Origin of the sequence: Enterobacter sp. UCD-UG_FMILLET (assembly GCF_000762975.1) — a bacterium.
In the GTDB taxonomy this organism is placed as follows: Bacteria; Pseudomonadota; Gammaproteobacteria; order Enterobacterales; family Enterobacteriaceae; genus Enterobacter; species Enterobacter dykesii.
Window position 1 is genome coordinate 97667 of sequence record NZ_JRJC01000027.1, and the last position, 22125, is coordinate 119791.

Sequence of the window (22125 nt, forward strand, 5' to 3'; positions counted from 1 at the left end):
CTTGTCGTAAAAATATTCACTTTTTATGCACTAACAGTGAATAACTCCATATTGTAACTTATTGATATTCTGTTACCTCAACCCGTTTATGCAATTTTATCGCTGGCTGGCACGAAGGCTGCAATCTACATTCACAGTGCAAACACTCAATTATTTAACATTCAAATAACTTTTTATTTACCGGATGAGGTCGCTATGTCTCTGTCAATTACGCGTGAAAATTTCGATGAATGGATGATGCCGGTTTACGCTCCGGCGGCTTTTATTCCGGTTCGTGGGGAAGGCTCGCGCCTGTGGGATCAGCAGGGTAAAGAGTATATCGACTTTGCAGGTGGGATTGCGGTCAACGCGCTGGGGCATGCGCACCCGGCGCTGCGTCAGGCGCTGAATGACCAGGCGGCGAAGTTCTGGCATACCGGCAACGGCTTTACCAACGAGCCCGCGCTGCGCCTGGCCAAAAAACTGATCGACGCGACGTTTGCCGAAAAAGTCTTTTTCTGTAACTCGGGGGCGGAAGCCAACGAAGCGGCGCTGAAGCTGGCGCGCAAATATGCGCACGATAAATTTGGTGCCCACAAGAGCGGCATCGTGGCGTTTAAAAATGCCTTCCACGGGCGCACGCTGTTTACCGTCAGCGCGGGCGGCCAGCCTTCCTACTCGCAGGATTTCGCCCCGCTGCCGCCGGATATCCGTCACGGCATTTATAACGATCTGCAGTCCGCCAGCGAGCTGATTAACGACACCACCTGCGCGGTGATCGTCGAGCCGATGCAGGGCGAGGGCGGCGTGCTTCCGGCGCAAAAAGCGTTCCTGCAGGGGCTGCGCGAGCTGTGCGATCGCCACAACGCGGTCCTGATTTTCGACGAAGTGCAGACCGGCGTGGGCCGCACCGGCGAGCTGTATGCCTATATGCACTATGGCGTGACGCCGGACGTGCTTTCGACCGCCAAAGCGCTGGGCGGCGGCTTCCCGATTGGCGCGACGCTGACCACCGATAAATTCGCCAGCGTAATGACCGTGGGTACCCACGGCACCACCTACGGCGGCAACCCGCTGGCCACCGCCGTCGCCGGGCAGGTTCTCGACATCATTAACACGCCTGAGGTGCTGAAAGGCGTTAAGCAGCGTCACGACTGGTTTGTTGAACGTCTGAACGCCATCAACGGCAAAACGGGGCTGTTTAAAGAAATTCGCGGTCTGGGGCTGTTAATCGGCTGCGAGCTCACCGCTGAGTTTGCCGGAAAAGCTAAACTTATTTCACAGGAAGCGGCAAAAGTGGGCGTGATGGTGCTGATTGCCGGTGCCAACGTGGTGCGTTTTGCGCCGGCGCTGATCGTCAGCGAGGAAGAGGTGCAAACCGGTCTCGACCGTTTTGCGCTGGCGTGTGAAAAAGTGAAATCCGGGGTGTCATCATGATGGTCATCCGTCCCGTTGAGCGCGGCGATCTCGCCGGGCTCATGCAGCTTGCCGGTAAGACGGGAGGCGGGCTGACCTCGCTTCCTGCCGATGAAAAAACGCTGTCGGCGCGCATCGAGCGCGCCCTGCAAACCTGGCAGGGGACGTTGCCAAAAAGCGAACAGGGTTATGTGTTCGTGCTGGAAGACACCGACACGGGGACCGTGGCCGGGATCTGCGCCATCGAAGTGGCCGTCGGGCTTAACGACCCGTGGTACAACTATCGCGTCGGCACCATGGTTCACGCCTCGAAAGAGCTGAACGTCTATAACGCGCTGCCTACGCTGTTTCTCTGCAATGACCACACGGGCGCCAGCGAGCTCTGCACGCTGTTCCTCGATCCGGCGTGGCGCAAAGAGGGCAACGGCTATCTGCTCTCTAAGTCGCGCTTTATGTTTATGGCCGCCTTCCGCGATCGCTTTAACGAAAAAGTGGTCGCCGAGATGCGCGGCGTAATCGACGACACCGGCTACTCGCCGTTCTGGGAGAGCCTGGGCGAGCGCTTCTTCTCGATGGAGTTCAGCCGGGCGGACTATCTCTGCGGCACTGGCCAGAAAGCCTTTATTGCCGAGCTGATGCCGAAGCATCCTATCTATACCCATTTCCTCAGCCCGGAAGCGCAGGCGGTGATTGGCGAAGTCCATCCGCAGACCGCACCCGCCCGCGCGGTGCTGGAGAAAGAGGGCTTCCGCTACCGGAACTATGTCGACATCTTTGACGGCGGCCCAACGCTTGAGTGCGATATCGACCGCGTGCGCGCGATCCGTAAGAGCCGTCTGGTTGAGGTCTCTGAAGGTCAGCCCGCGCCGGGTGACTGGCCCGCCTGTCTGGTGTCGAACGAAAATTACGCCAACTTCCGCGCCATGCTGGTGCGTACCAACCCGAAATGTGAACGTCTGGTGCTGACGGCTGCAGAACTGGATGCCCTGAAATGTAACGCCGGCGATACGGTTCGCCTGGTGCGTCTCTGCCCTGAGGAGAAAACAGCATGACATTATGGATTAACGGTGACTGGGTCACGGGCGAAGGCGAAGAGCGCGTAAAGACCAATCCGGTTGGAAAAGAGGTGCTCTGGAAGGGGCTTGACGCCAGCGCCGCGCAGGTGGAACAAGCCTGCCGTGCCGCGCGCCGCGCGTTTCCGGCGTGGGCAAAACAGCCTTTCGCCGTGCGCCAGGAAATTGTTGAAAAGTTCGCCGGCCTGCTGGAGGCAAACAGGGCCGAACTGACGCGCATCATCGCGTCTGAAACCAGTAAACCGCGATGGGAAGCGGCAACCGAAGTGACGGCCATGATCAACAAAATCGCTATTTCGGTGAAGGCGTATCACACCCGCACCGGCGAACAGCACACCGACATGCCGGACGGCGCGGCCACGCTGCGCCACCGGCCGCACGGCGTCCTGGCGGTGTTTGGCCCCTATAACTTCCCGGGACACCTGCCAAATGGTCACATTGTGCCCGCGCTGCTGGCGGGCAATACCGTCATCTTTAAACCGAGCGAGCTCACGCCATTCACCGGCGAGGCGGTGGTTAAGCTGTGGGAACAGGCCGGCCTGCCCCCGGGCGTTCTGAACCTGGTGCAGGGCGGGCGGGAAACCGGTCAGGCGCTGAGCGCGCTGAGCGATATCGACGGCCTGCTGTTTACCGGCAGTGCCGGTACGGGCTATCAGCTACATCGCCAGCTGGCAGGGCAGCCGGAGAAAATCCTGGCGCTGGAGATGGGCGGCAACAATCCGCTGATTGTGGAAGACCCTGACGATATCGACGCCGCGGTGCACCTGACGATCCAGTCCGCCTTTATTACCGCCGGACAGCGCTGCACCTGTGCCCGCCGCCTGCTGGTGAAACAGGGCGCACGGGGGGATGCCTTCCTGAAACGTCTCGTTGAAGTGGGCGCGCGTCTGGTGCCAGCCGCGTGGGATGCCGACCCGCAGCCGTTTATCGGCGGGCTGATTTCCGAACAGGCCGCGCTGAACGTGCTGAAGGCCTGGCAGGACCACGTCGCGCGCGGCGCGAAAACCCTGCTGGAGCCGAAGCAGGTTCAGGCGGGTGCTTCGCTGCTGACGCCGGGCATCGTAGAGATGAGCGGCGCAAGCAACGTGCCGGATGAAGAGGTCTTTGGCCCGCTGCTGTGCGTCTGGCGTTACGACGATTTCGATGCGGCCATTGCGATGGCGAACAACACCCGCTACGGCCTGTCGAGCGGGCTGATTTCGCCGCATCGCGAGAAGTTTGATCGGCTGCTGCTGGAAGCGCGCGCCGGGATTGTTAACTGGAATAAACCGCTGACCGGGGCCGCGAGCACCGCGCCGTTCGGCGGCGTGGGCGCGTCGGGCAACCATCGCGCCAGCGCATGGTATGCCGCCGATTACTGCGCGTGGCCGATGGCGAGCCTGGAGACCCCGGCGCTGACGCTGCCGGAGACGCTTAATCCGGGGCTGGATTTTACCGGAGGGGATCGTCATGAAAGCGCGTGAGGTTAACTTTGACGGGCTGGTGGGGCTGACGCACCACTATGCCGGTCTCTCTTTTGGTAATGAAGCCTCGACGAAGCACCGTTTTCAGGTGTCGAACCCGAAGCTGGCGGCGAAGCAGGGGCTGCTGAAGATGAAGGCGCTGGCGGATGCCGGTTTCCCGCAGGCGGTGATCCCGCCGCAGGAACGCCCGAACGTGGCTGTCCTTCGTCAGCTCGGCTTTAGCGGTACCGATGAGCAGGTGGTAGAAAAAGCGGGTACGCAGACGCCGCACCTGCTCTCCGCGGCAAGCTCTGCCTCCTCTATGTGGGTGGCAAACGCGGCGACCGTCGCGCCGTCAGCCGACACGCTGGATGGCAAAGTTCATCTGACGGTGGCGAACCTGAACAATAAATTCCACCGCGCCACCGAAGCGGAAACCACCGAGCGCGTGCTGCGCGCCATTTTCAACCATGACGCCCATTTTGAGGTGCATCAGGCCCTGCCGCAGGTGGCGATGTTTGGCGACGAAGGCGCGGCCAACCATAACCGCCTGGGGGGCGATTATGGCGACCCGGGCCTGCAGCTGTTTATCTACGGGCGAGAAGAGGGGGGCCACGCCGCGCCAACCCGTTATCCTGCGCGTCAGACGCTGGCGGCCAGCCAGGCGGTTGCCCGCCTGAACCAGGTCAATCCTTCGCAGGTAGTTTTTGCCCAGCAAAACCCGCACGTGATTGACCAAGGCGTGTTCCATAACGACGTGATTGCCGTTTCTAACCGTCAGGTGCTGTTCTGTCACGAGCAGGCGTTTGCCCATCAGGAGAAGCTGCTCGCCACGCTGCATGAGCGCGTGCGCGGCTTCACGCCTATCCAGGTGCCAACGGAGGCGGTGAGCGTGCAGGACGCGGTAGAAACCTATCTGTTCAATAGCCAGCTGCTGAGCCGTGACGATGGCAGCATGATGCTGGTCCTGCCGCAGGAGTCCCGGGATCATAAAGGCGTGTGGCGCTACCTGACGGAGCTGGTCAAGGCCGATAACCCGATTGACGAACTGCGCGTGTTTGACCTGCGCGAAAGCATGGCCAACGGCGGTGGTCCCGCCTGTTTACGTCTGCGCGTGGTCTTGACTCAGGACGAAATGCAGGCGGTGAACCCCGCGGTAATGATGAACGATACGCTCTTTACGCGGCTGAATGACTGGGTCGATCGCTACTATCGGGATCGTCTGACGCAGGCGGATCTGGTTGACCCGCAGCTTCTGCGTGAAGGGCGCGAGGCGCTGGACGCGTTATCGACAATCCTGCAACTGGGATCGGTTTACCCGTTCCAGCGCTAAAGGAGTGGATATGGAAAATTTACTGGCGCTGACCCTGGCCGATGAGACGCCGGAACAGAAAGAGGGGGATGGCCCCTCATTTCGCTGGCGGTGGCTGGGGCGCGGGGTGCTTGAGCTGACGCCGACCGTAAAAAGCGATCTGTCGCTGCTGCTTTCAACGGGTCTCCACGGGAATGAAACCGCACCCGTTGAGATTGTCGATCTGCTGCTGCGTGCGCTGTACCGCAATGAGATCGCCCTGAAGTGCCGCGTGCTGGTGGTGCTCGGCAATCCTCCTGCGCTGGCGCAAAACAAACGGTATCTGGTGAGCGACATTAACCGCATGTTCGGCGGCCGCTGGTCGCAGTTTCCCCAGAGCGATGAAACGGCGCGGGCCGAGTGGCTGGAGAACGTCGTGACCGCGTTTTTTGCCGCTGCGGGGCCCGTGCGCTGGCATCTGGATCTGCATACGGCAATCCGCGCGTCTTACCACGTCCGCTTCGGCGTTCTGCCGCAGCGCAGTCAGCCGTGGGATGAAGCGTTCCTGAGCTGGCTGGGAGACGCCGGGCTGGAGGCGCTGGTCTTTCATCAGTCGCCGGGCGGAACGTTTACCCATTTCACCTGTGAACGTTTCGCTGCGCTGTCCTGCACGGATCTCACTCGCTTTGCGCCAACGCATCTCGCCCTTCGGGCGCTGCTGGGAGGAACGGCTCCTGAACATGCGCATCAGCCCGTCGAGCGGTATCGGGTCGTACAGCAGATCACGCGGCGCAGCGACGCCTTCCTGCTCCATATGGCCGCGCATACTCTGAACTTCACGCCGTTTCGCAAAGGGGCGCTGCTGGCCGAGGATGGCGAGGAGCGTTACGAGGTGCAGAACACCACCGAGTATGTTTTATTCCCTAACCCGAGCGTGGCGTTTGGCCTGCGGGCCGGGCTGATGCTGGAAAAAATATCCTGAACCTTTCCCCTCTCATCCGGGAGGGGGAGGTAAAAAACTTTTCTTAACGATTAAAGCGCTTGCACTTGTTTTGCAGAATATTCCTGGTGAATTGCTTTATTATTGATCTTCACTTCGCTATACTCCTGCTTAATCTCTTTAAAATCATCGCATTGAATATTTCTTGTTGCAACTCTCCACGCTTTATCCTTATTTCCTCCACATTTGGCGAAAATTTGTTTTTTACACTTTCATTGTTTTACCGTTGCTCTGACTAATTGACGATAAACCCCGTAAAGTTAATCTCGTCAACACGGCATAGCGCCGAAGAATAACTGAAAGAAAGGAAATAAATTATGCGTAAGTTTACTGCACTGTTTGTTGCTTCTACCCTAGCTCTGGGCGCTACCAGCATGGCGTTCGCCGCAGATACTGCGACCACTGCACCTGCCGCGCCTGCTGAAGGCAAAATGATGATGCATCATAAAGGTCCGGGTATGCACAACGAGATGATGATGTTTAAGGATCTCAACCTGACGGATGCGCAGAAGCAGCAGATCCGCGACATCAGAAAAGGTGAACGCGACCAGATGAAACGTCCTCCGCTTGAAGAGCGCCGTGCGATGCATGACATCATCGCCAGCGACAGCTTCGATAAGGCGAAAGCCGAAGCGCAGATCGATAAAATGGCCGAGCAGCACAAAGCCCGCATGCTGGCTCACATGGAAACCCAGAACAAGATCTACAACATTCTGACCCCGGAACAGAAAAAACAATTTAATGCGAATTTTGAGAAGCGTCTGACAGAACGTCCGGCGATGGAAGGTAAAATGCCAGCACCAACCGAATAATCGGTTCACTCTCTTAAGACCGCCGGGATCCTGTCCACAAAAGCGCAACCGCTGTGGACAGGACCGGCGGTTTTTCTTTCCTGCCCTCTTGCCTGCCGCCGCCAGCGCGGTATCCTCCTGTAGTCGCTTCAGAGAATGTTTGCAGAGTCATGGCGTTAGAATTTTTATTAACGTTCCGCTAAGGCCTGCCCGCTCTGCTGCCGATACTGTTTCTGTGAATACCCAACGATAACAAACAAGACAGCAACGATAGCGATATCCTTGCCCTGGCACGGGTTGTGCCATTCAGGAGTGGTGATGGAGTTCTTTGATATCCGTAAGATGCCGGTCAGCCTCTGGCGCAATGGTGCTGGCGAAACGCGTGAGATTTGCTGCTTCCCTCCCGCGACGCGCGATTTTCAGTGGCGCGCCAGTATCGCGACGATTGCCAGCAACGGCGAATTCTCCTCGTTTCCCGGTGTTGACCGGGTGATTACCTTGCTGGAAGGGGGAGAGGTGACGCTGGACGCGGGTCAGGCGTTCTCCCATACCCTCAAGCATCATCAGCCCTACAGTTTTGCCGGCGATTTGCCGGTGAAAGCGCTGCTTTCAGATGGGCGGATGGCGATGGACTTTAATATCATGACCCGGCGCGACTGCTGCCGGGCGAAGGTGCGTGTTGCTGACCGAACCTTTACCACCTTTGGCTCACGCGGGGGCGTGGTGTTCGTGCTAAGCGGGGCGTGGCAGTTGGGCGATAAATTGCTGACGGCCGATCAGGGTGCCAGCTGGGAGGAGGGTACCCATACGCTGCGTCTGCTGGAGGCTCAGGGTACCTTATTGTTCAGCGAAATCACGTGGCTGCCGGGTCATTGAGCACAATGATCTCAAACTTTCCTGCCAGGACCGGTTTACAGAGAATTTTGTAGCCATCGTGGTCAAATCCGGCGGGCGTGCGCAGCAGGGTTGCCGCGTCGTTGAGGTCGTCGACAGCGCCCAGCCAGAGCCAGTTATTGACGATGTGATACTGGGTCATGGCCTCGCCCACTTCTTTTAGCGCAACGGCGCTTTCCCAGGGCCAGCAGTTTACGCTGATGGCCGCCAGACCGGTGAGAAGCCGGGCGTGATGCGCCTCAACGCTCTCTTTCCCGCAGCAGGCACCGGCGCAGCGCTTCAGCGCGGATCGAAAACAGGCGCGTCCGCGGGTAGTTGCCTCCAGACCTAAAAGGCTGTAGCAAAGCTGTAAATCGTCCGCCAGCGTCTGCAGCGCCTGGAGCGCGGCGCGTTTATTGGCGAACAGCCCATAGAGATTCGGGGCATGAGAAAAATCGACGTCGCGCGCGTAGACGACCTGCGGCTTGCCATCGTTTATCTGCAGCGAGCAAAGCTGACGGTTGCGGCGCAGGCGCTTGTTGAACAGCGGCTGTTGTTCTTTTATCAACCGCGCCTCCAGCAGCAGCGCACCCATTTCTCCCGCCGTCTGGAACCAGGTAATGCGCCGCGACTGGCGCAGCATGGTGGCCTCGTCCGGCGTACGGAGATGGGATAGCACCCGGCTGCGAATGTTAACGCTTTTGCCGATATAGAGCGGCAGGGTGTCGCTTTCACCGTGAAAAATGTACACGCCCGGCTGTTTAGGCAGCGCCTCAAGCCAGGGGCGAAGGTGTTCGGGATATTCGTAGATAGCCGCCGCTTCAAACTCAAGACGCGGGGCGGATTGACGCCTGCTCACATACTGCTCCATATACTGTTCAGGCATACAGTGTAGCAGGAGTGTGGTGGTTAAAAAAGAGCCGGGTGGCGGCTAAGCCTTACCCGGCCTAGAAAACGGGTTACCGTTTTGCGTTTATTTCCAGAAGTCGTCAAACACCGTAATAGGCGTGTGGCGCTTGTGCTCGGTTTTCAGATACCAGCCCTCGATGATTTTCGCGGTCCGTTCATCCAGCTTTTTGCCTTCCAGATAATCATCGATGTTGTCATAGGTGACGCCAAGGGCCGCTTCATCCGGCAGGGAAGGGCGATCGTCTTCAAGGTCCGCTGTCGGCGCTTTCTTATACAGATGCTCAGGACAGCCCAGCGCGGCCAGCAGCTGCTTACCCTGACGCTTGTTGAGACGGAAGATCGGGTTAATGTCGGTGCCGCCGTCGCCATATTTGGTGAAGAAACCGGTGATCGCTTCTGCCGCATGGTCGGTGCCGACGACAACGCCTTTGGTCATCCCGGCGATGCTGTACTGCGCTTTCATGCGCTCGCGGGCTTTCTCGTTGCCGCGGACAAAATCGCTCAGCTCAATGCCCGCTTCGCGAAGCGCCTGCTCGCTTGCAAGCACCGAGCCCTTAATATTCACGGTCAGCACGCGGTCTGGCTGAATGAAGGCAATGGCATCCTGGCAATCCTGCTCGTCCGCCTGTACGCCATAAGGAAGACGCACGGCGATAAACTGCAGTTTCTCATCGCCCGTCTCTTCGCGAAGCTCTGAAATCGCCATCTGGCAGAGTTTACCGGTCAGGGTAGAGTCCTGCCCGCCGCTGATGCCCAGCACCAGGGATTTCAGGAAAGCGTTCTTTTTTAAGTACGATTTTAAAAAATCCACGCTGCGGCGGATCTCTTCATGTGCATCTACCGTAGGCTTCGCGCCCAGTGCCTGAATAATCTCTTGTTGCAGAGCCATCACGCCCTCCATATGCAGTACATAAACAGAATGTGTTAGCTGTTAAAACTAACCCTTTGGGCGAGAAACGACAAGGATCACAGTTTCGAGTGCGCTAATTTGCGCCGATTTAGCAGGTTATCGTTGTTTTATTAGAATTTTCCGAAATTCGTCTGGCGTAACTCACAAAGTTGAACAATAGTACTTTTTATCCCATGCTTAGATAACACGCTGATAAACAAGAGGACGGAATATGAACAAGAACGTAGCAGGAATTCTTAGCGCAGCGGCGGTACTGACTATGCTGGCAGGGTGTACGGCTTACGATCGCACTAAGGATCAGTTTACGCAGCCCGTAGTAAAAGACGTTAAAAAAGGGATGACCCGTTCGCAGGTGGCTGCGATTGCCGGTAAACCTTCTTCTGAAGTGACCATGATTCATGCGAAAGGGACCTGCCAGACCTATATCCTGGGTCAACGTGATGGTAAGGCAGAAACCTACTTCGTCGCCCTGGATGATACCGGTCATGTGATCAACTCCGGCTATCAGACCTGTGCTGAATACGACACCGATCCACAGGCACCTAAGGCGCAGTAACCCTGCTTGCCTGAGGATGTTAACAAACCGGCCCATGGGCCGGTTTTTTTATGCATCAGAAAATCTTATTTCTTTGCGCGAATTATTTGCCCGAAATGTGAAGGGAGTCAACAAGCTAGGTCAATAAGAGACAATTTGAGCCTATCCAGAATTATCCCCTATCTGTACCATTGCGTATACTCACTCCAACGATAAACAACAGTACGCAAGCTACCTGTCTGCCGGGACAGCGAGTCGAGTGATAGCGCGATGGCAGGTAGTTATACAAGAAGGAAATCACGATGGAAAAGAAACATATCTACCTGTTCTGCTCAGCGGGCATGTCAACGTCGCTTCTGGTGTCAAAGATGCGTGCGCAGGCTGAAAAGTATGAAGTCCCTGTGGTGATTGAAGCGTTTCCAGAGACGCTGGCGGGCGAAAAAGGCCAGACAGCCGATGTTGTTTTACTGGGGCCGCAAATTGCCTATATGTTGCCCGAAATTCAACGACTGTTACCGAATAAACCGGTCGAAGTGATCGACTCGGGGCTGTACGGCAAGATTGATGGTTTAGGTGTTCTTAAAGCTGCTGTGGCAGCCATTAAAAAAGCGGCTAATTAATTTTTATTTTTCCCGTCAAAGAGTTATTTCACACACAATACGCCGTAACATGCGTTACGGCATTTAAGGGTATTTTCCTATGAGTAAAGTCATCGCTTCACTTGAAAAGGTACTCCTTCCTTTTGCTGTTAAAATAGGAAAGCAGCCTCACGTTAACGCCATCAAAAACGGCTTTATTAAATTAATGCCGTTGACGCTGGCCGGGGCCATGTTCGTTTTAATTAACAACGTTTTTCTGAGCTTTGGTGAAGGTTCCTTCTTTTATTCATTAGGAATTCGGTTAGACGCATCCACTATTGAAACCCTTAATGGTTTTAAAGCCATCGGCGGCAACGTCTATAACGGTACGTTAGGGATTATGTCGCTGATGGCGCCTTTCTTTATTGGAATGGCGCTGGCAGAAGAGCGTAAAGTGGATCCGCTGGCTGCCGGGTTATTATCTGTGGCCGCCTTTATGACCGTCACGCCTTATAGCGTGGGCGAAGCCTACGCCGTTGGCGCCAACTGGCTGGGCGGGGCCAACATCATCTCCGGTATTGTTATCGGCCTGGTGGTGGCAGAAATGTTCACCTTTATTATCCGCCGCAACTGGGTTATCCGCCTGCCGGATAGCGTACCGGCTTCCGTTTCTCGTTCATTTTCCGCGTTGATTCCAGGCTTCATTATTCTTTCCATCATGGGGATTATCGCCTGGGCGCTCTCCCACTGGGGCACAAACTTCCACCAGATCATCATGGACTCTATCTCTACGCCGCTGGCGTCGATGGGTGGCGTGGTCGGTTGGGCGTATGTGATTTTCACCTCTCTGCTGTGGTTCTTTGGCGTGCATGGTTCACTGGCACTGGCCGCGCTGGACAGCGGAATTATGACCCCCTGGGCACTGGAAAACGTTGCGCTTTACCAGCAGTACGGCTCCGTTGACGCGGCGCTGGCTGCGGGCAAAACCTTCCATGTGTGGGCGAAGCCGATGCTTGACTCCTATATCTTCCTGGGCGGTACCGGGGCGACCTTGGGTCTGATCATCGCGGTCTTTATTGTCTCTCGTCGTGCTGACTATCGTCAGGTCGCGAAGCTAGCGCTGCCATCCGGCATCTTCCAGATTAACGAACCGATTCTGTTCGGTCTGCCAATCATCATGAACCCGGTAATGTTCATTCCGTTCATCCTTATTCAGCCGCTGCTGGCCGCGATCACCCTGACGGCGTATTACATGGGCATCATTCCACCGGTCACCAACATTGCGCCTTGGACCATGCCGGCGGGTCTGGGCGCCTTCTTCAACACCAACGGCAGCGTTGCGGCCTTCCTGCTGGCGATATTCAACCTCGGGGTCGCTACCCTGCTGTACATGCCGTTCGTGGCGATTGCCAACAAAGCCGCCACCATTATTGATGAAGAAGAGAGCGAAGAGGATATTGCCCTCTCACTGAAATTCTAAGATTGACCGGCGCGGGGAAGCCCGCGCCAGCCACAAGGAGCTTAAACATGTTAGATTTGGATAGTATTGTCGCAGACGAAGCCGTCGAGAACGATCTCGAAGAAGTGGTGATGGGGCTTATCATCAACTCCGGACAGGCCCGCAGCCTGGCCTATGCCGCACTGAAGCAGGCCAAGCAGGGGGATTTCGCCGCGGCGAAAACCATGATGGACCAGTCCCGCACGGCGCTGAACGAAGCGCACCTGGTGCAGACAAAGCTGATTGAAGGCGATCAGGGCGAAGGGAAAATGAAGGTCAGCCTGGTGCTGGTCCACGCGCAGGATCACCTGATGACCTCGATGCTGGCGCGTGAGCTGGTGGCGGAGCTCATTGAGCTTCACGAGAAAATGCAGTAAGTCAGATTCAGTAGCAGGAGGTCAGCACGATGGAAATTAAAACCGCACTTGAACAGCAGCTGTTTAACGGCAAAAATTTTCACGTGGTTATCTACAACAAGACGGAGAGCGCCAGTGGTCTGCACCAGCATGACTACTACGAGTTCACGATTGTTCTGACCGGCCGCTACTACCAGGAGATCAACGGTAAGCGCGTCCTGCTTGAGCGAGGAGATTTTGTCTTCCTGCCGATGGGCTCTTATCATCAGAGCTTTTATGAATTTGGTGCCACCCGCATTCTGAACGTGGGCGTCAGCAGACGTTTCTTTGAGAAGCACTATCTGCCGCTGGTGCCGTTCTGCTTTGTGGCCTCCCAGGTCTATCGGGTCAAAAACGAGTTCATGACCTGGATTGAAACGGTTATCGCCTCGCTTAACTTCCGCGACAATGAATTTGATGAGTTTATTGAAACGGTGACCTTCTACGTGATGAACCGGCTGCGCCATCATCGTGAGGAGCAGCAGGTGACGGATGATATTCCACAGTGGCTGCGCAGCACCGTTGAGCTGATGCACGATAAAGGCCAGTTCAGCGAAAATGCGCTGGAAAACATGGTGTCACTGTCGGGAAAATCCCAGGAATATCTGACTCGCGCGACGCAGCGCTATTATCGTAAAACACCCGTGCAAATTATTAATGAAATCCGCATTAACTTTGCCAAAAAACAGCTGGAAATTACCAACTACTCTGTCACCGATATTGCGTACGAGTCAGGATACAGCAGTCCCAGCCTGTTTATTAAGACCTTTAAAAAATTGACTTCATTTACACCGAACAGTTACCGGAAGAATTTGACGGTAATTAATTAACTTTCGGCGGATTACCCGCCACAAATATTGCTTTAATGGCTTGCCCAAATAGCGGGAAGAGTACGCTATACCTTGCAGGCGATTAACCTGATACGCTAAGGGAGATATTATGCAGAAGAAATTAAAAGTCGTAACCATTGGTGGCGGCAGCAGCTATACCCCGGAATTACTGGAAGGTTTCCTGAAACGTTATCATGAATTACCGGTCAGCGAATTATGGCTGGTGGACGTGGAGGAAGGTCAGGAAAAGCTGAATATTATTTTCGACCTGTGCAAGCGCATGGTGGAGAAAGCGGGCGTGCCTCTGACCGTGCATAAAACTCTCGATCGCCGTCTGGCGCTGAAAGATGCGGACTTCGTGACCACCCAGCTGCGTGTTGGCCAGCTGAAAGCGCGCGAGCTGGACGAGCGTATTCCGCTGAGCCATGGCTATCTCGGGCAGGAAACTAACGGCGCGGGGGGCCTGTTCAAAGGCCTGCGTACCATCCCGGTTATTTTCGACATCGTCAAAGACGTGCAGGAGATCTGCCCGAACGCGTGGGTGATTAACTTCACCAACCCGGCCGGGATGGTGACCGAGGCGGTCTATCGCCATACCGGCTTCAAACGCTTTATCGGCGTCTGTAATATTCCGATTGGTATGAAGATGTTTATCCGCGACGTGCTGGCGCTGAACGACAGCGACGATCTCTCCATCGACCTGTTCGGCCTGAACCACATGGTGTTCATTAAAGACGTTATCGTGAACGGTAAATCGCGCTTTGCCGAACTGCTGGACGGCGTGGCTTCCGGTCGCCTGACGGCGGCATCGGTGAAAAACATCTTTGACCTGCCGTTCAGCGAAGGGCTGATCCGCTCGCTGAATCTGCTGCCGTGCTCGTACCTGCTTTACTACTTCAAGCAGAAAGAGATGCTGGCCATCGAAATGGGCGAGTACTATAAGGGCGGCGCGCGCGCGCAGATCGTTCAGAAGGTTGAGAAGCAGCTGTTCGATTTGTATAAAGATCCGAACCTGAACGTCAAACCGAAAGAGCTGGAGCAGCGCGGCGGGGCCTACTACTCCGATGCGGCGTGTGAAGTGATTAATGCTATCTACAACGACAAGCAGGCGGAACACTATGTCAACGTGCCGCACCACGGCCATATCGACAATATCCCGGCGGACTGGGCGGTTGAGATGACCTGCATCCTGGGACGCGAAGGCGCTAAACCGCATCCACGCATCACCCACTTTGATGATAAGGTCATGGGCCTGATCCACACCATCAAAGGCTTTGAAGTGGCGGCAAGCAACGCGGCGCTGAGCGGCGAGCTCAATGACGTGCTGCTGGCCCTGAACCTCAGCCCGCTGGTGCATTCCGACCGGGACGCGGAGAAGCTGGCCAGCGAGATGATCCTGGCGCATGAAAAATGGTTGCCGAACTTTGCCGCCACCATCGAGAAGCTGAAGTTCAAACAGCAATAAGAGGAAGCACAATGGAAAACCTGCTGATCGTTAATGCTGATGATTTTGGCCTCTCGAAAGGTCAGAACTACGGCATTATTGAAGCCTGTCGCCGGGGTGTTGTGACCTCGACCACGGCACTGGTGAATGGTGAGGCGGTTGAACACGCGGCGCAGCTGAGCAGCGAGGTGCCGGAGCTGGGCGTCGGCATGCATTTTGTGCTGACGCTCGGGATGCCGCTTTCGCCAATGCCGGGCCTGACGCGCGACGGCCAGCTGGGCAAATGGATTTGGGAACTGGCGGAGCAGGGCGCTCTGCCGCTCGAAGAGATTGCCCGCGAGCTGGAGCGTCAGTTCAACCGCTTTGTTGACGCGTTTGGTAAGGCGCCGACGCACATCGACAGCCATCACCACGTGCATATGATCCCGGCTATTTTCCCCATTGTCGCTGAGTTTGCACAGCGTAAAGGGGTGGCGATGCGCGTGGATCGGGAGGCGCGCGGCGTGCCTGACTGCGCCGCGACCACCACTGAGGGGTTCAGCAGCGCATTTTACGGCGACGAGATCGACGAAGCGCTGTTCCTGAAGGTGCTGGATGATTCCGCCGCGCGGGGGGAACGGTCGCTGGAAGTCATGGCGCATCCTGCTTTTGTCGATAATACCGTGCGTAAGAGCGCCTACTGCTGGCCGCGCCTGGCGGAGCTGGACGTGCTGACGTCGGCATCGCTGAAGTATGCGATTGCCGAGCGTGGGTATCGGTTGGGGACGTTCGGGAATCTTTAAAGACAAAGCAAGTAGAAATGTAGGCCGGGTAAGCGCAAGCGCCACCCGGCTTTTTTTACGCCGGAATCTGATCGATCTTACTGCTGCGCGACCAGACGCGGTGCGCGGCGAGCAAATCAAACAGCTTCGTCATAAAGGCATCGTCAACGTTATCGCCCTCGACAATGCCGTCCTCACCCTGATCGGCCACCTTCAGCTGCGCCTTAAACCGTCGCGCGTCGCCGGACAGCGCGATCGGTTTCAGGTGCTTGTAGGCCTCAAGCAGATAATAGACGGCGTCACCGTTGGTCAGCAGGCTGTCTATATCCCCGCACGGCACAATCACCGCATCGACGGTCAGCGATGGCGCCCCGGCAAAGGTTGCCGCCACCGGCAGCACGGAGCCGTCATCGGCGGTCACTTCCCCCATGCGGGAATAAAGCAGTTTCGCATGCACGCCCTGGGTCTTCAGCGCCTGCATAATCCCCAGCACGTCGCTGGCGCGGGTTTTGTCGTTCAGCAGAATGGCGACCACGCGGCCTTTAATCGAGCCACCCGGCACGGCATACAGGCTCAGCGACGGATCTTTCTTGACGCCGTTAACCTCTTTCGGCGGGGCAAGGTTGCGCTGTTCGTCGGTCAGCGTAATGCCCAGGTTATCCGCAACGCTCTGGGCGAGCTGAATATCAATGCGCGCCAGCTGATCGACCACCCGCTCGCGGATGTAGGTGCGCACCACTTTGCTCAGCTCAAAGCTGAAGCCGCCGATAATGTGCTGTTGCTCAATCGGCGTCTGGCTGTTCCAGAACAGGCGAGGGTGGGCGTAATACTCGCCGAACGACGGGCTGCGCTCGCGAATTTTGTTGCCGTCGATACGCTCCTGGTACGATTCGAATCCACCGCGTTTCGGCGCCGGAGGCGTTTCGCGCGGCCAGTTATCGTTGATGGAGTTCGGCTCATAGTTCGCCGGGTTGGTATCAATATCCTGACGGTGCATCCCGTCGCGCTGGAAATTGTGGTACGGGCAGGTTGGGCGGTTAATCGGGATTTCGTGGAAGTTCGGCCCGCCAAGACGGCTGATCTGCGTATCGGTGTATGAGAACAAGCGACCCTGCAGGAGCGGATCGTTGGTGAAGTCCAGCCCCGGCACGATATGCCCTGGGTGGAACGCGGCCTGCTCGTTTTCGGCAAAGAAGTTATCCGGGTTACGGTTGAGCACCATTTTGCCCACCAGTTGAACCGGCACCAGCTCTTCCGGGATCAGCTTCGTCGGGTCAAGCAGGTCGAAATCGAACCTAAATTCGTCCTCTTCCGGAATGAGCTGCAGACCCAGTTCGTATTCCGGGAAGTCGCCCGCTTCAATGGACTCCCACAGCTCGCGGCGATGGAAGTCCGGATCGCGTCCGGTCAGCTTCTGCGCCTCGTCCCACACCAGCGAGGCTTTGCCCGCTACCGGCTTCCAGTGAAAGCGCACAAACGTGGCTTTCCCCTCGGCGTTGATCATCCGGAAGGTGTGGATGCCAAACCCTTCCATGGTGCGGTAGCTGCGTGGAATGCCGCGGTCTGACATCGCCCACATCACGTTGTGTAAGGTTTCAGGCTGCAGGGAGACATAGTCCCAGAAGGTGTCGTGCGCACTTTGTCCCTGCGGTATGGCCCAGTGGGGCTCCGGTTTTACCGCATGGACAAAGTCAGGAAATTTATGCGCATCCTGAATGAAGAACACCGGGGTGTTATTGCCCACCAGATCGAAAATACCCTCTTCGGTATAAAACTTGGTGGCAAAGCCGCGGATATCTCGAACCGTGTCCGCCGACCCTGCGCCGCCCTGCACGGTGGAGAAGCGCACAAATACCGGAGTGATTTTGTCCGGGTCGGAGAGGAAGTCCGCTTTGGTGATGTCTTTCAGGCTCTTGTAGGGCTGGAAGTAGCCGTGCGCAGCCGAGCCGCGCGCGTGGACGATGCGTTCCGGTATCCGCTCGTGGTCAAAATGGGTGATTTTTTCCCGCAGGATAAAGTCTTCCAGCAGGGTTGGCCCGCGCGCGCCTGCGCGAAGGGAGTTCTGATCGTCAGCAATGCGTACGCCCTGATTGGTGGTGAGCGCAAAACCTTCGCCGCCTTTACGGTGTGGCTCAAGCGATTTCAGCTTCTCGTTTCCCGTGTCCGGCGATTTCATGCTTCCCGGTGCGGTAGGCTGTTCGCCCGGTGCGGAAGGGCCAGGGGAGGGGCGGTGAGAGCCGTCAGCAGGGGCGAGAGAGTCCATACCCGGTTGAGATTCTTCAGTGCCATGAATCGGTGATTGATGTGTTTTATCTTTGTTCGACATTGCACGCTTCTCCTTTATCCATTGCTAAAAACCCTATTAAGGATAGAACAATGTCGCGGGATGGCTCGCGAACTAAGAGTTTTCACATGCCGTCATTGACGAAAGGAGCCTTCTCGTCCACTCGGGGCGCGACGGAAGGCAGCAGGATCGGCTATCATAGAATTTTCCTGCTTCAAGAATTTGCTTTAGTGAACCAGTCGCTTATGAAACCTCTTCGTCAACAAAACCGCCAGGTTATTAGCTATGTGCCCCGCGTTGAGCCCGCGCCGCCTGACCATGCCCTAAAAGTGGAGGGCTTTCGCGATGTCTGGCAGCTGCGGGGGAAATATGTGGCCTTCGTGCTGATCGGCGAACACTTCCGTCGTTCACCCACGTTTACGGTGCCGGAATCGGCGCAGCGGTGGGCGATGCAGATCCGCCAGGATGAAGAGGTTGAAGAATAACAGCCATAAAAAAACCGCCATCAGGCGGTTTTTTTATTTCAAAGTGGTTAACGGTGCGCCAGCTCGGCGTCGTCTTTACTTTCCAGAATCGCTTTGTCGGTCTGCTTAAGCCACTGGCTGGTCAGCGTACCGGCGGTCATGGAGCCGCTCACGTTCAGCGCGGTACGGCCCATGTCGATCAGCGGCTCAACGGAGATCAGCAGGGCGACCAGCGTCACCGGCAGACCCAGCGCAGGCAGAACAATCAGCGCAGCAAAGGTTGCGCCGCCGCCAACGCCCGCAACGCCTGCGGAGCTTATGGTAACAATTCCGACCAGCGTGGCGATCCAGACCGGATCCAGCGGGTTGATCCCAACCGTTGGGGCAACCATCACCGCCAGCATCGCCGGGTAGAGTCCCGCACAGCCGTTCTGACCAATGGTGGCACCAAAGGAGGCAGAGAAGCTGGCGATGGATTCAGGCACGCCCAGACGACGGGTCTGCGCTTCAACGTTCAGCGGAATAGACGCGGCGCTGGAACGGCTGGTGAAGGCAAAGGTCAGTACCGGCCAGACTTTACGGAAGTATTTCAGCGGGCTGACGCCGTTCACGCCCAGCAGGATGCCGTGCACCACGAACATGATGCCCAGGCCCAGATAAGAGGCGACAACGAAGCTGCCCAGCTTAATGATGTCCTGCAGGTTAGAGCCGGCAACCACTTTGGTCATCAGCGCCAGCACGCCGTAAGGGGTGAGCTGCATGACCAGACGAACCAGCTTCATTACCCAGCTTTGCAGGGTGTCAATTGCGGTCAGCACGCGCTCGCCTTTTGGCGCGTCGTCTTTCAGCAGCTTCAGCGCCGCTACGCCCAGGAACGCGGCGAAGATAACCACGCTGATGATCGAGGTTGGGCTCGCACCGGTCAGGTCAGCAAAAGGGTTCTTCGGAATGAAGGAGAGCACCATCTGCGGCACGGTCAGGTCAGCCACTTTACCAACGTAGTTGGTTTGAATCGCGGTAAGACGCGCCGTTTCAGCGGTACCCTGAACCAGACCTTCTGCGGTCAGGCCAAACAGGTTGGTGACCAGCACCCCGACCAGCGCGGCAATCAGCGTGGTGAACAGCAGCGTACCGATGGTCAGGAAACTGATTTTTCCCAGCTGCGTGGCGTTATGCAGGCGGGCCACGGCGCTCAGAATAGAGGCGAACACCAGCGGCATAACGATCATCTGCAGCAGCTGGACATAGCCGTTACCGACGATGTTGAACCACTGAATAGAGTCTTTCAGAACTGGATTATCGGAGCCATAAATTGCCTGTAATGCCAGACCAAATACGACACCCATGGCCAGACCAACCAGCACTTTTTTCGCCAGGCTCCACTGTTTGTGGCGCGCCTGCGCGAGAAGCAATAGCAATACAACGAACACAACGACGTTCGCGATGAGTGGAAAATTCATCCCCGTTCTCCTGATTTATTATTGGGTCGGTTTTTACCGATCCTGTTGGCGGAAGGTTAGCAGAAGTGTGATGTAGCGCTTATATCCAAATGGAATGGGTTATGACAAATGGGATAATTTTGTCGGTTTACTGTTCAATCTGGTGATGAATAAAGCGATTAAACTGAAATTGCAGCGAATTAATCATCTGGGATGACCAGCGAACTGCACTGTTTTCGGGCAATGTTTGCGGCATCCAGACGGCGTAAGCAAACAGCGCCATGCACAATACGCGCTCAAGCTGGTTGCCTTTCTGCGGTGCGAGGATGGGAAAACGGAAACGCCAGCGGCAGGGCCAAAGCAGCGGCACGCCCGCAGGCGTCAGCATATCGGCGAGAATATGGCTTAAATAGCCCAGCACCATCCCCTGGATGGCATCAGCGGGGACTATCCAGCTTTCGGGCACTTTTAAATAGAAAAGCGTCAGCAGGCCAAACACGGCCAGCAGGCTGTGCGTAAACCCCCGGTGGCCGAACGCGCGGGCGATGGGTTTAGACACCCACTTCAGGCGTTGTCCGAGAAAGGATTTAGGATGGTCAATGTCGGGCAGCAGACAGGTCAATACGGCGGAAGGGACAATATGCCACCAGTCCCCCTGTGCCAGCACGGGGGTGAGTTCAGCGTTTTTGGCAAATACCGCGCACGCAATAGAAAAAAGCAGGTGGCCTTCCGCCGTCATGATAAAACCCACAAAACTGTCAATTCATACAGTATAGGGTTTTTATACAGTAGGCGGAAGAGGTGACGGTGTAACTGTTTGTCACAAACCAGAGGAGGGCGTTAACCGCCCTGCAGATGATACGCCGTGAGTTCTGTCAGTGAATTAAGCTTCACGTCGGCAAGAGCAAACCGGGGATCGTGACGGCCTTCTTCAGCGGGCACCACAATGGAGCGCATCCGCGCAGCCTTCGACGCCACCATACCGTTAACGGAATCTTCCAGCGCAACGCAGTTGAGGGGATCCAGGCCAAGCTTTGCGGCACAGTCCAGATAGACCTGCGGGTGCGGCTTGCTGTAAGGCAATTTTTCGGCGGACGCCAGCGCGTCGAAACTGTCGCGCAGTTCAAACATCGTGAGCACTTTTTCAAGCATATGCAGCGGTGAAGCCGAGGCCAGGCCAACCTTCAGCCCCTGGGCTTTACACAGCGCGACTGCCTCGCGTACGCCGGGCAGCAGCGGCCTGTTCTCTTCCACCAGAGAAATGGCGCGGCTGATAATGCGTGCGGTCACCTCCTCGCGATTGGGGCCTACCCACGGCTGTTGGGCAAACCACAGGTCAACCACCATATCGATGCGCAGACCCAGGGTATCGGGAAGTTCATTACGGCGGCTGATATCCACGCCCAGGCTGGCCATTACATCCAGTTCGGCGCGATCCCACAGCGGTTCGGAATCGATCAGCAATCCATCCATGTCAAAAATTGCGGCAAGAATTTTGCGCGGTGTCGACATCACAACGTCTCCTTATCCAGGGTGTTCGACAGACGATACGTGCTAAGCACAATCTGCAATTTAGCATATTGCTTTTAAAGAGCGGGCGAAATTGATGACCAGCAGGTAGACTTAGGCACAAATAACGCGTCTTTATGAAGAGGAACTGATGACGTATCAACAAGCTGGACGCATTGCGGTCTTAAAACGTATTGCTGGCTGGGTGATTTTTATTCCTGCCGTCATTTCTACGCTGATTTCTGTACTCAAATTTATGTACGACCACAGCGAAAAACAGCCGGGTATCAATGCGGTAATGCTTGATTTCGCTCATGTCATGATTGAGATGATGCGTTTTAATACGCCATTTTTGAATGTCTTCTGGTTTAACTCACCGACCCCGAATTTTCATCAACAGCTGAATATCGGTTTTTGGGTGATATATGCCTTGATCTTTGTCGCGCTGGCACTGCAGGCCTCTGGCGCGAGAATGAGTCGCCAGACGCGCTTTTTACGCGAAGGCGTTGAGGATCAGTTGATTCTGGAGCAGGCCAAGGGCCCGGAAGGCATGAGCCGGGAGCAGATTGAATCCCGCATTGTTGTGCCGCGTCACACCATTTTCCTGCAAATTTTCCCGCTCTATATCCTTCCCGTGATTATCATTGTGGCGGGATACTTCTTCTTCTCACTGCTCGGTTTTCTGTAAGCGATAGGGGTGGCGG

Annotated in this window: 22 protein-coding genes; 16 read left to right on the top strand and 6 right to left on the bottom strand. The window is 56.2% G+C overall.

All coding sequences use genetic code 11. The features are described from left to right. The first annotated feature begins 195 nt into the window (after positions 1-195). From astC to ves, 7 genes are all read left to right on the top strand, one after another. A complete protein-coding gene (gene astC, locus LA04_RS13210; protein WP_047651938.1) occupies positions 196-1416 on the top strand; it encodes a succinylornithine/acetylornithine transaminase in 1221 nt (406 codons plus the stop codon). Then, positions 1413-2447, top strand: a complete 1035-nt coding sequence (gene astA, locus LA04_RS13215) for an arginine N-succinyltransferase (protein ID WP_023311275.1) — start codon at positions 1413-1415, stop codon at positions 2445-2447. The genes astC and astA overlap by 4 nt, the downstream gene beginning before the upstream one ends. After that, positions 2444-3931, top strand: a complete 1488-nt coding sequence (astD, locus tag LA04_RS13220) for a succinylglutamate-semialdehyde dehydrogenase (protein ID WP_047651939.1) — start codon at positions 2444-2446, stop codon at positions 3929-3931. Before astA ends, astD begins: the two co-directional genes overlap by 4 nt. Then, positions 3918-5243: an N-succinylarginine dihydrolase gene (gene astB / locus LA04_RS13225; protein ID WP_047651940.1), complete on the top strand. Its 1326-nt coding sequence runs from the start codon at positions 3918-3920 to the stop codon at positions 5241-5243. The genes astD and astB overlap by 14 nt, the downstream gene beginning before the upstream one ends. A 10-nt stretch (positions 5244-5253) precedes the next feature. Further along, entirely contained in the window at positions 5254-6183 is a 930-nt protein-coding gene (astE, locus tag LA04_RS13230; RefSeq protein WP_047651941.1) for a succinylglutamate desuccinylase, read from the top strand. A 335-nt stretch (positions 6184-6518) separates the two neighbouring features. Then, the gene (spy, locus tag LA04_RS13235; protein WP_047651943.1) at positions 6519-7013 is read left to right on the top strand and encodes an ATP-independent periplasmic protein-refolding chaperone Spy; all 495 of its coding nucleotides are present in this window, start codon (positions 6519-6521) and stop codon (positions 7011-7013) included. A 297-nt stretch (positions 7014-7310) separates the two neighbouring features. Further along, positions 7311-7868: an environmental stress-induced protein Ves gene (ves, locus tag LA04_RS13240; RefSeq protein ID WP_045401506.1), complete on the top strand. Its 558-nt coding sequence runs from the start codon at positions 7311-7313 to the stop codon at positions 7866-7868. Here ves and cho read toward each other — a convergent pair. Both cho and nadE read right to left on the bottom strand, forming a co-directional pair. After that, on the bottom strand, positions 7846-8724 hold the full coding sequence (gene cho / locus LA04_RS13245; protein WP_200882528.1) for an excinuclease Cho: 879 nt from the start codon (positions 8722-8724) through the stop codon (positions 7846-7848). The two genes, ves and cho, sit on opposite strands and share 23 nt — an antisense overlap. 114 nt (positions 8725-8838) lie before the next feature. Beyond that, complete coding sequence (nadE, locus tag LA04_RS13250; RefSeq protein WP_047651945.1) at positions 8839-9663, bottom strand: ammonia-dependent NAD(+) synthetase; 825 nt, start codon at positions 9661-9663, stop codon at positions 8839-8841. 232 nt (positions 9664-9895) lie between these two features. Between nadE and osmE the strand changes: the two genes are divergently transcribed. The 7 genes from osmE (at position 9896) to chbG (ending at position 15746) form a co-directional block, all read left to right on the top strand. Next, on the top strand, positions 9896-10240 hold the full coding sequence (osmE, locus tag LA04_RS13255) for an osmotically-inducible lipoprotein OsmE (protein ID WP_010430142.1): 345 nt from the start codon (positions 9896-9898) through the stop codon (positions 10238-10240). Between the two features lie 281 nt (positions 10241-10521). Further along, positions 10522-10839 carry a PTS N,N'-diacetylchitobiose transporter subunit IIB gene (gene chbB / locus LA04_RS13260; RefSeq protein ID WP_008500676.1) on the top strand — a complete coding sequence of 106 codons (318 nt, stop codon included), beginning with the start codon at positions 10522-10524 and terminating at the stop codon, positions 10837-10839. Between the two features lie 79 nt (positions 10840-10918). Then, positions 10919-12277 (top strand): PTS N,N'-diacetylchitobiose transporter subunit IIC, encoded by a 1359-nt coding sequence (gene chbC / locus LA04_RS13265; protein WP_032657878.1) that lies wholly within the window; start codon positions 10919-10921, stop codon positions 12275-12277. A 47-nt stretch (positions 12278-12324) separates the two neighbouring features. Beyond that, complete coding sequence (chbA, locus tag LA04_RS13270; RefSeq protein ID WP_047651946.1) at positions 12325-12672, top strand: PTS N,N'-diacetylchitobiose transporter subunit IIA; 348 nt, start codon at positions 12325-12327, stop codon at positions 12670-12672. A 29-nt stretch (positions 12673-12701) separates the two neighbouring features. Further along, positions 12702-13520, top strand: a complete 819-nt coding sequence (gene chbR, locus LA04_RS13275; RefSeq protein ID WP_029740446.1) for a transcriptional regulator ChbR — start codon at positions 12702-12704, stop codon at positions 13518-13520. Positions 13521-13629: 109 nt separating this feature from the next. Continuing rightward, on the top strand, positions 13630-14985 hold the full coding sequence (locus LA04_RS13280) for a 6-phospho-beta-glucosidase (RefSeq protein WP_047651947.1): 1356 nt from the start codon (positions 13630-13632) through the stop codon (positions 14983-14985). 11 nt (positions 14986-14996) lie between these two features. Continuing rightward, entirely contained in the window at positions 14997-15746 is a 750-nt protein-coding gene (chbG, locus tag LA04_RS13285; protein ID WP_047651949.1) for a chitin disaccharide deacetylase, read from the top strand. A gap of 55 nt (positions 15747-15801) precedes the next feature. Here the strand turns inward: chbG and katE are convergent, their stop codons facing one another. Beyond that, the gene (gene katE / locus LA04_RS13290) at positions 15802-18051 is read right to left on the bottom strand and encodes a catalase HPII (protein WP_047651950.1); all 2250 of its coding nucleotides are present in this window, start codon (positions 18049-18051) and stop codon (positions 15802-15804) included. A gap of 86 nt (positions 18052-18137) precedes the next feature. On the opposite strand from katE, the gene cedA reads away from it, so the two are divergent. Next, positions 18138-18494, top strand: coding sequence for a cell division activator CedA (gene cedA / locus LA04_RS13295; protein ID WP_081957704.1), 357 nt, complete (start codon positions 18138-18140; stop codon positions 18492-18494). A gap of 47 nt (positions 18495-18541) precedes the next feature. On the opposite strand, the gene LA04_RS13300 is transcribed toward cedA, so the two are convergent. From LA04_RS13300 to hxpB, 3 genes are all read right to left on the bottom strand, one after another. Next, positions 18542-19933, bottom strand: coding sequence for an L-cystine transporter (locus tag LA04_RS13300; RefSeq protein ID WP_047651952.1), 1392 nt, complete (start codon positions 19931-19933; stop codon positions 18542-18544). Between the two features lie 127 nt (positions 19934-20060). After that, positions 20061-20651 carry a metal-dependent hydrolase gene (locus tag LA04_RS13305; RefSeq protein ID WP_014883483.1) on the bottom strand — a complete coding sequence of 197 codons (591 nt, stop codon included), beginning with the start codon at positions 20649-20651 and terminating at the stop codon, positions 20061-20063. A 101-nt stretch (positions 20652-20752) separates the two neighbouring features. Next, complete coding sequence (hxpB, locus tag LA04_RS13310; RefSeq protein WP_047651953.1) at positions 20753-21424, bottom strand: hexitol phosphatase HxpB; 672 nt, start codon at positions 21422-21424, stop codon at positions 20753-20755. A gap of 148 nt (positions 21425-21572) precedes the next feature. Here hxpB and LA04_RS13315 point away from each other — a divergent pair, with 148 nt between their 5' ends. Continuing rightward, on the top strand, positions 21573-22109 hold the full coding sequence (locus LA04_RS13315; RefSeq protein WP_047651954.1) for a YniB family protein: 537 nt from the start codon (positions 21573-21575) through the stop codon (positions 22107-22109). Positions 22110-22125: the final 16 nt, after the last annotated feature.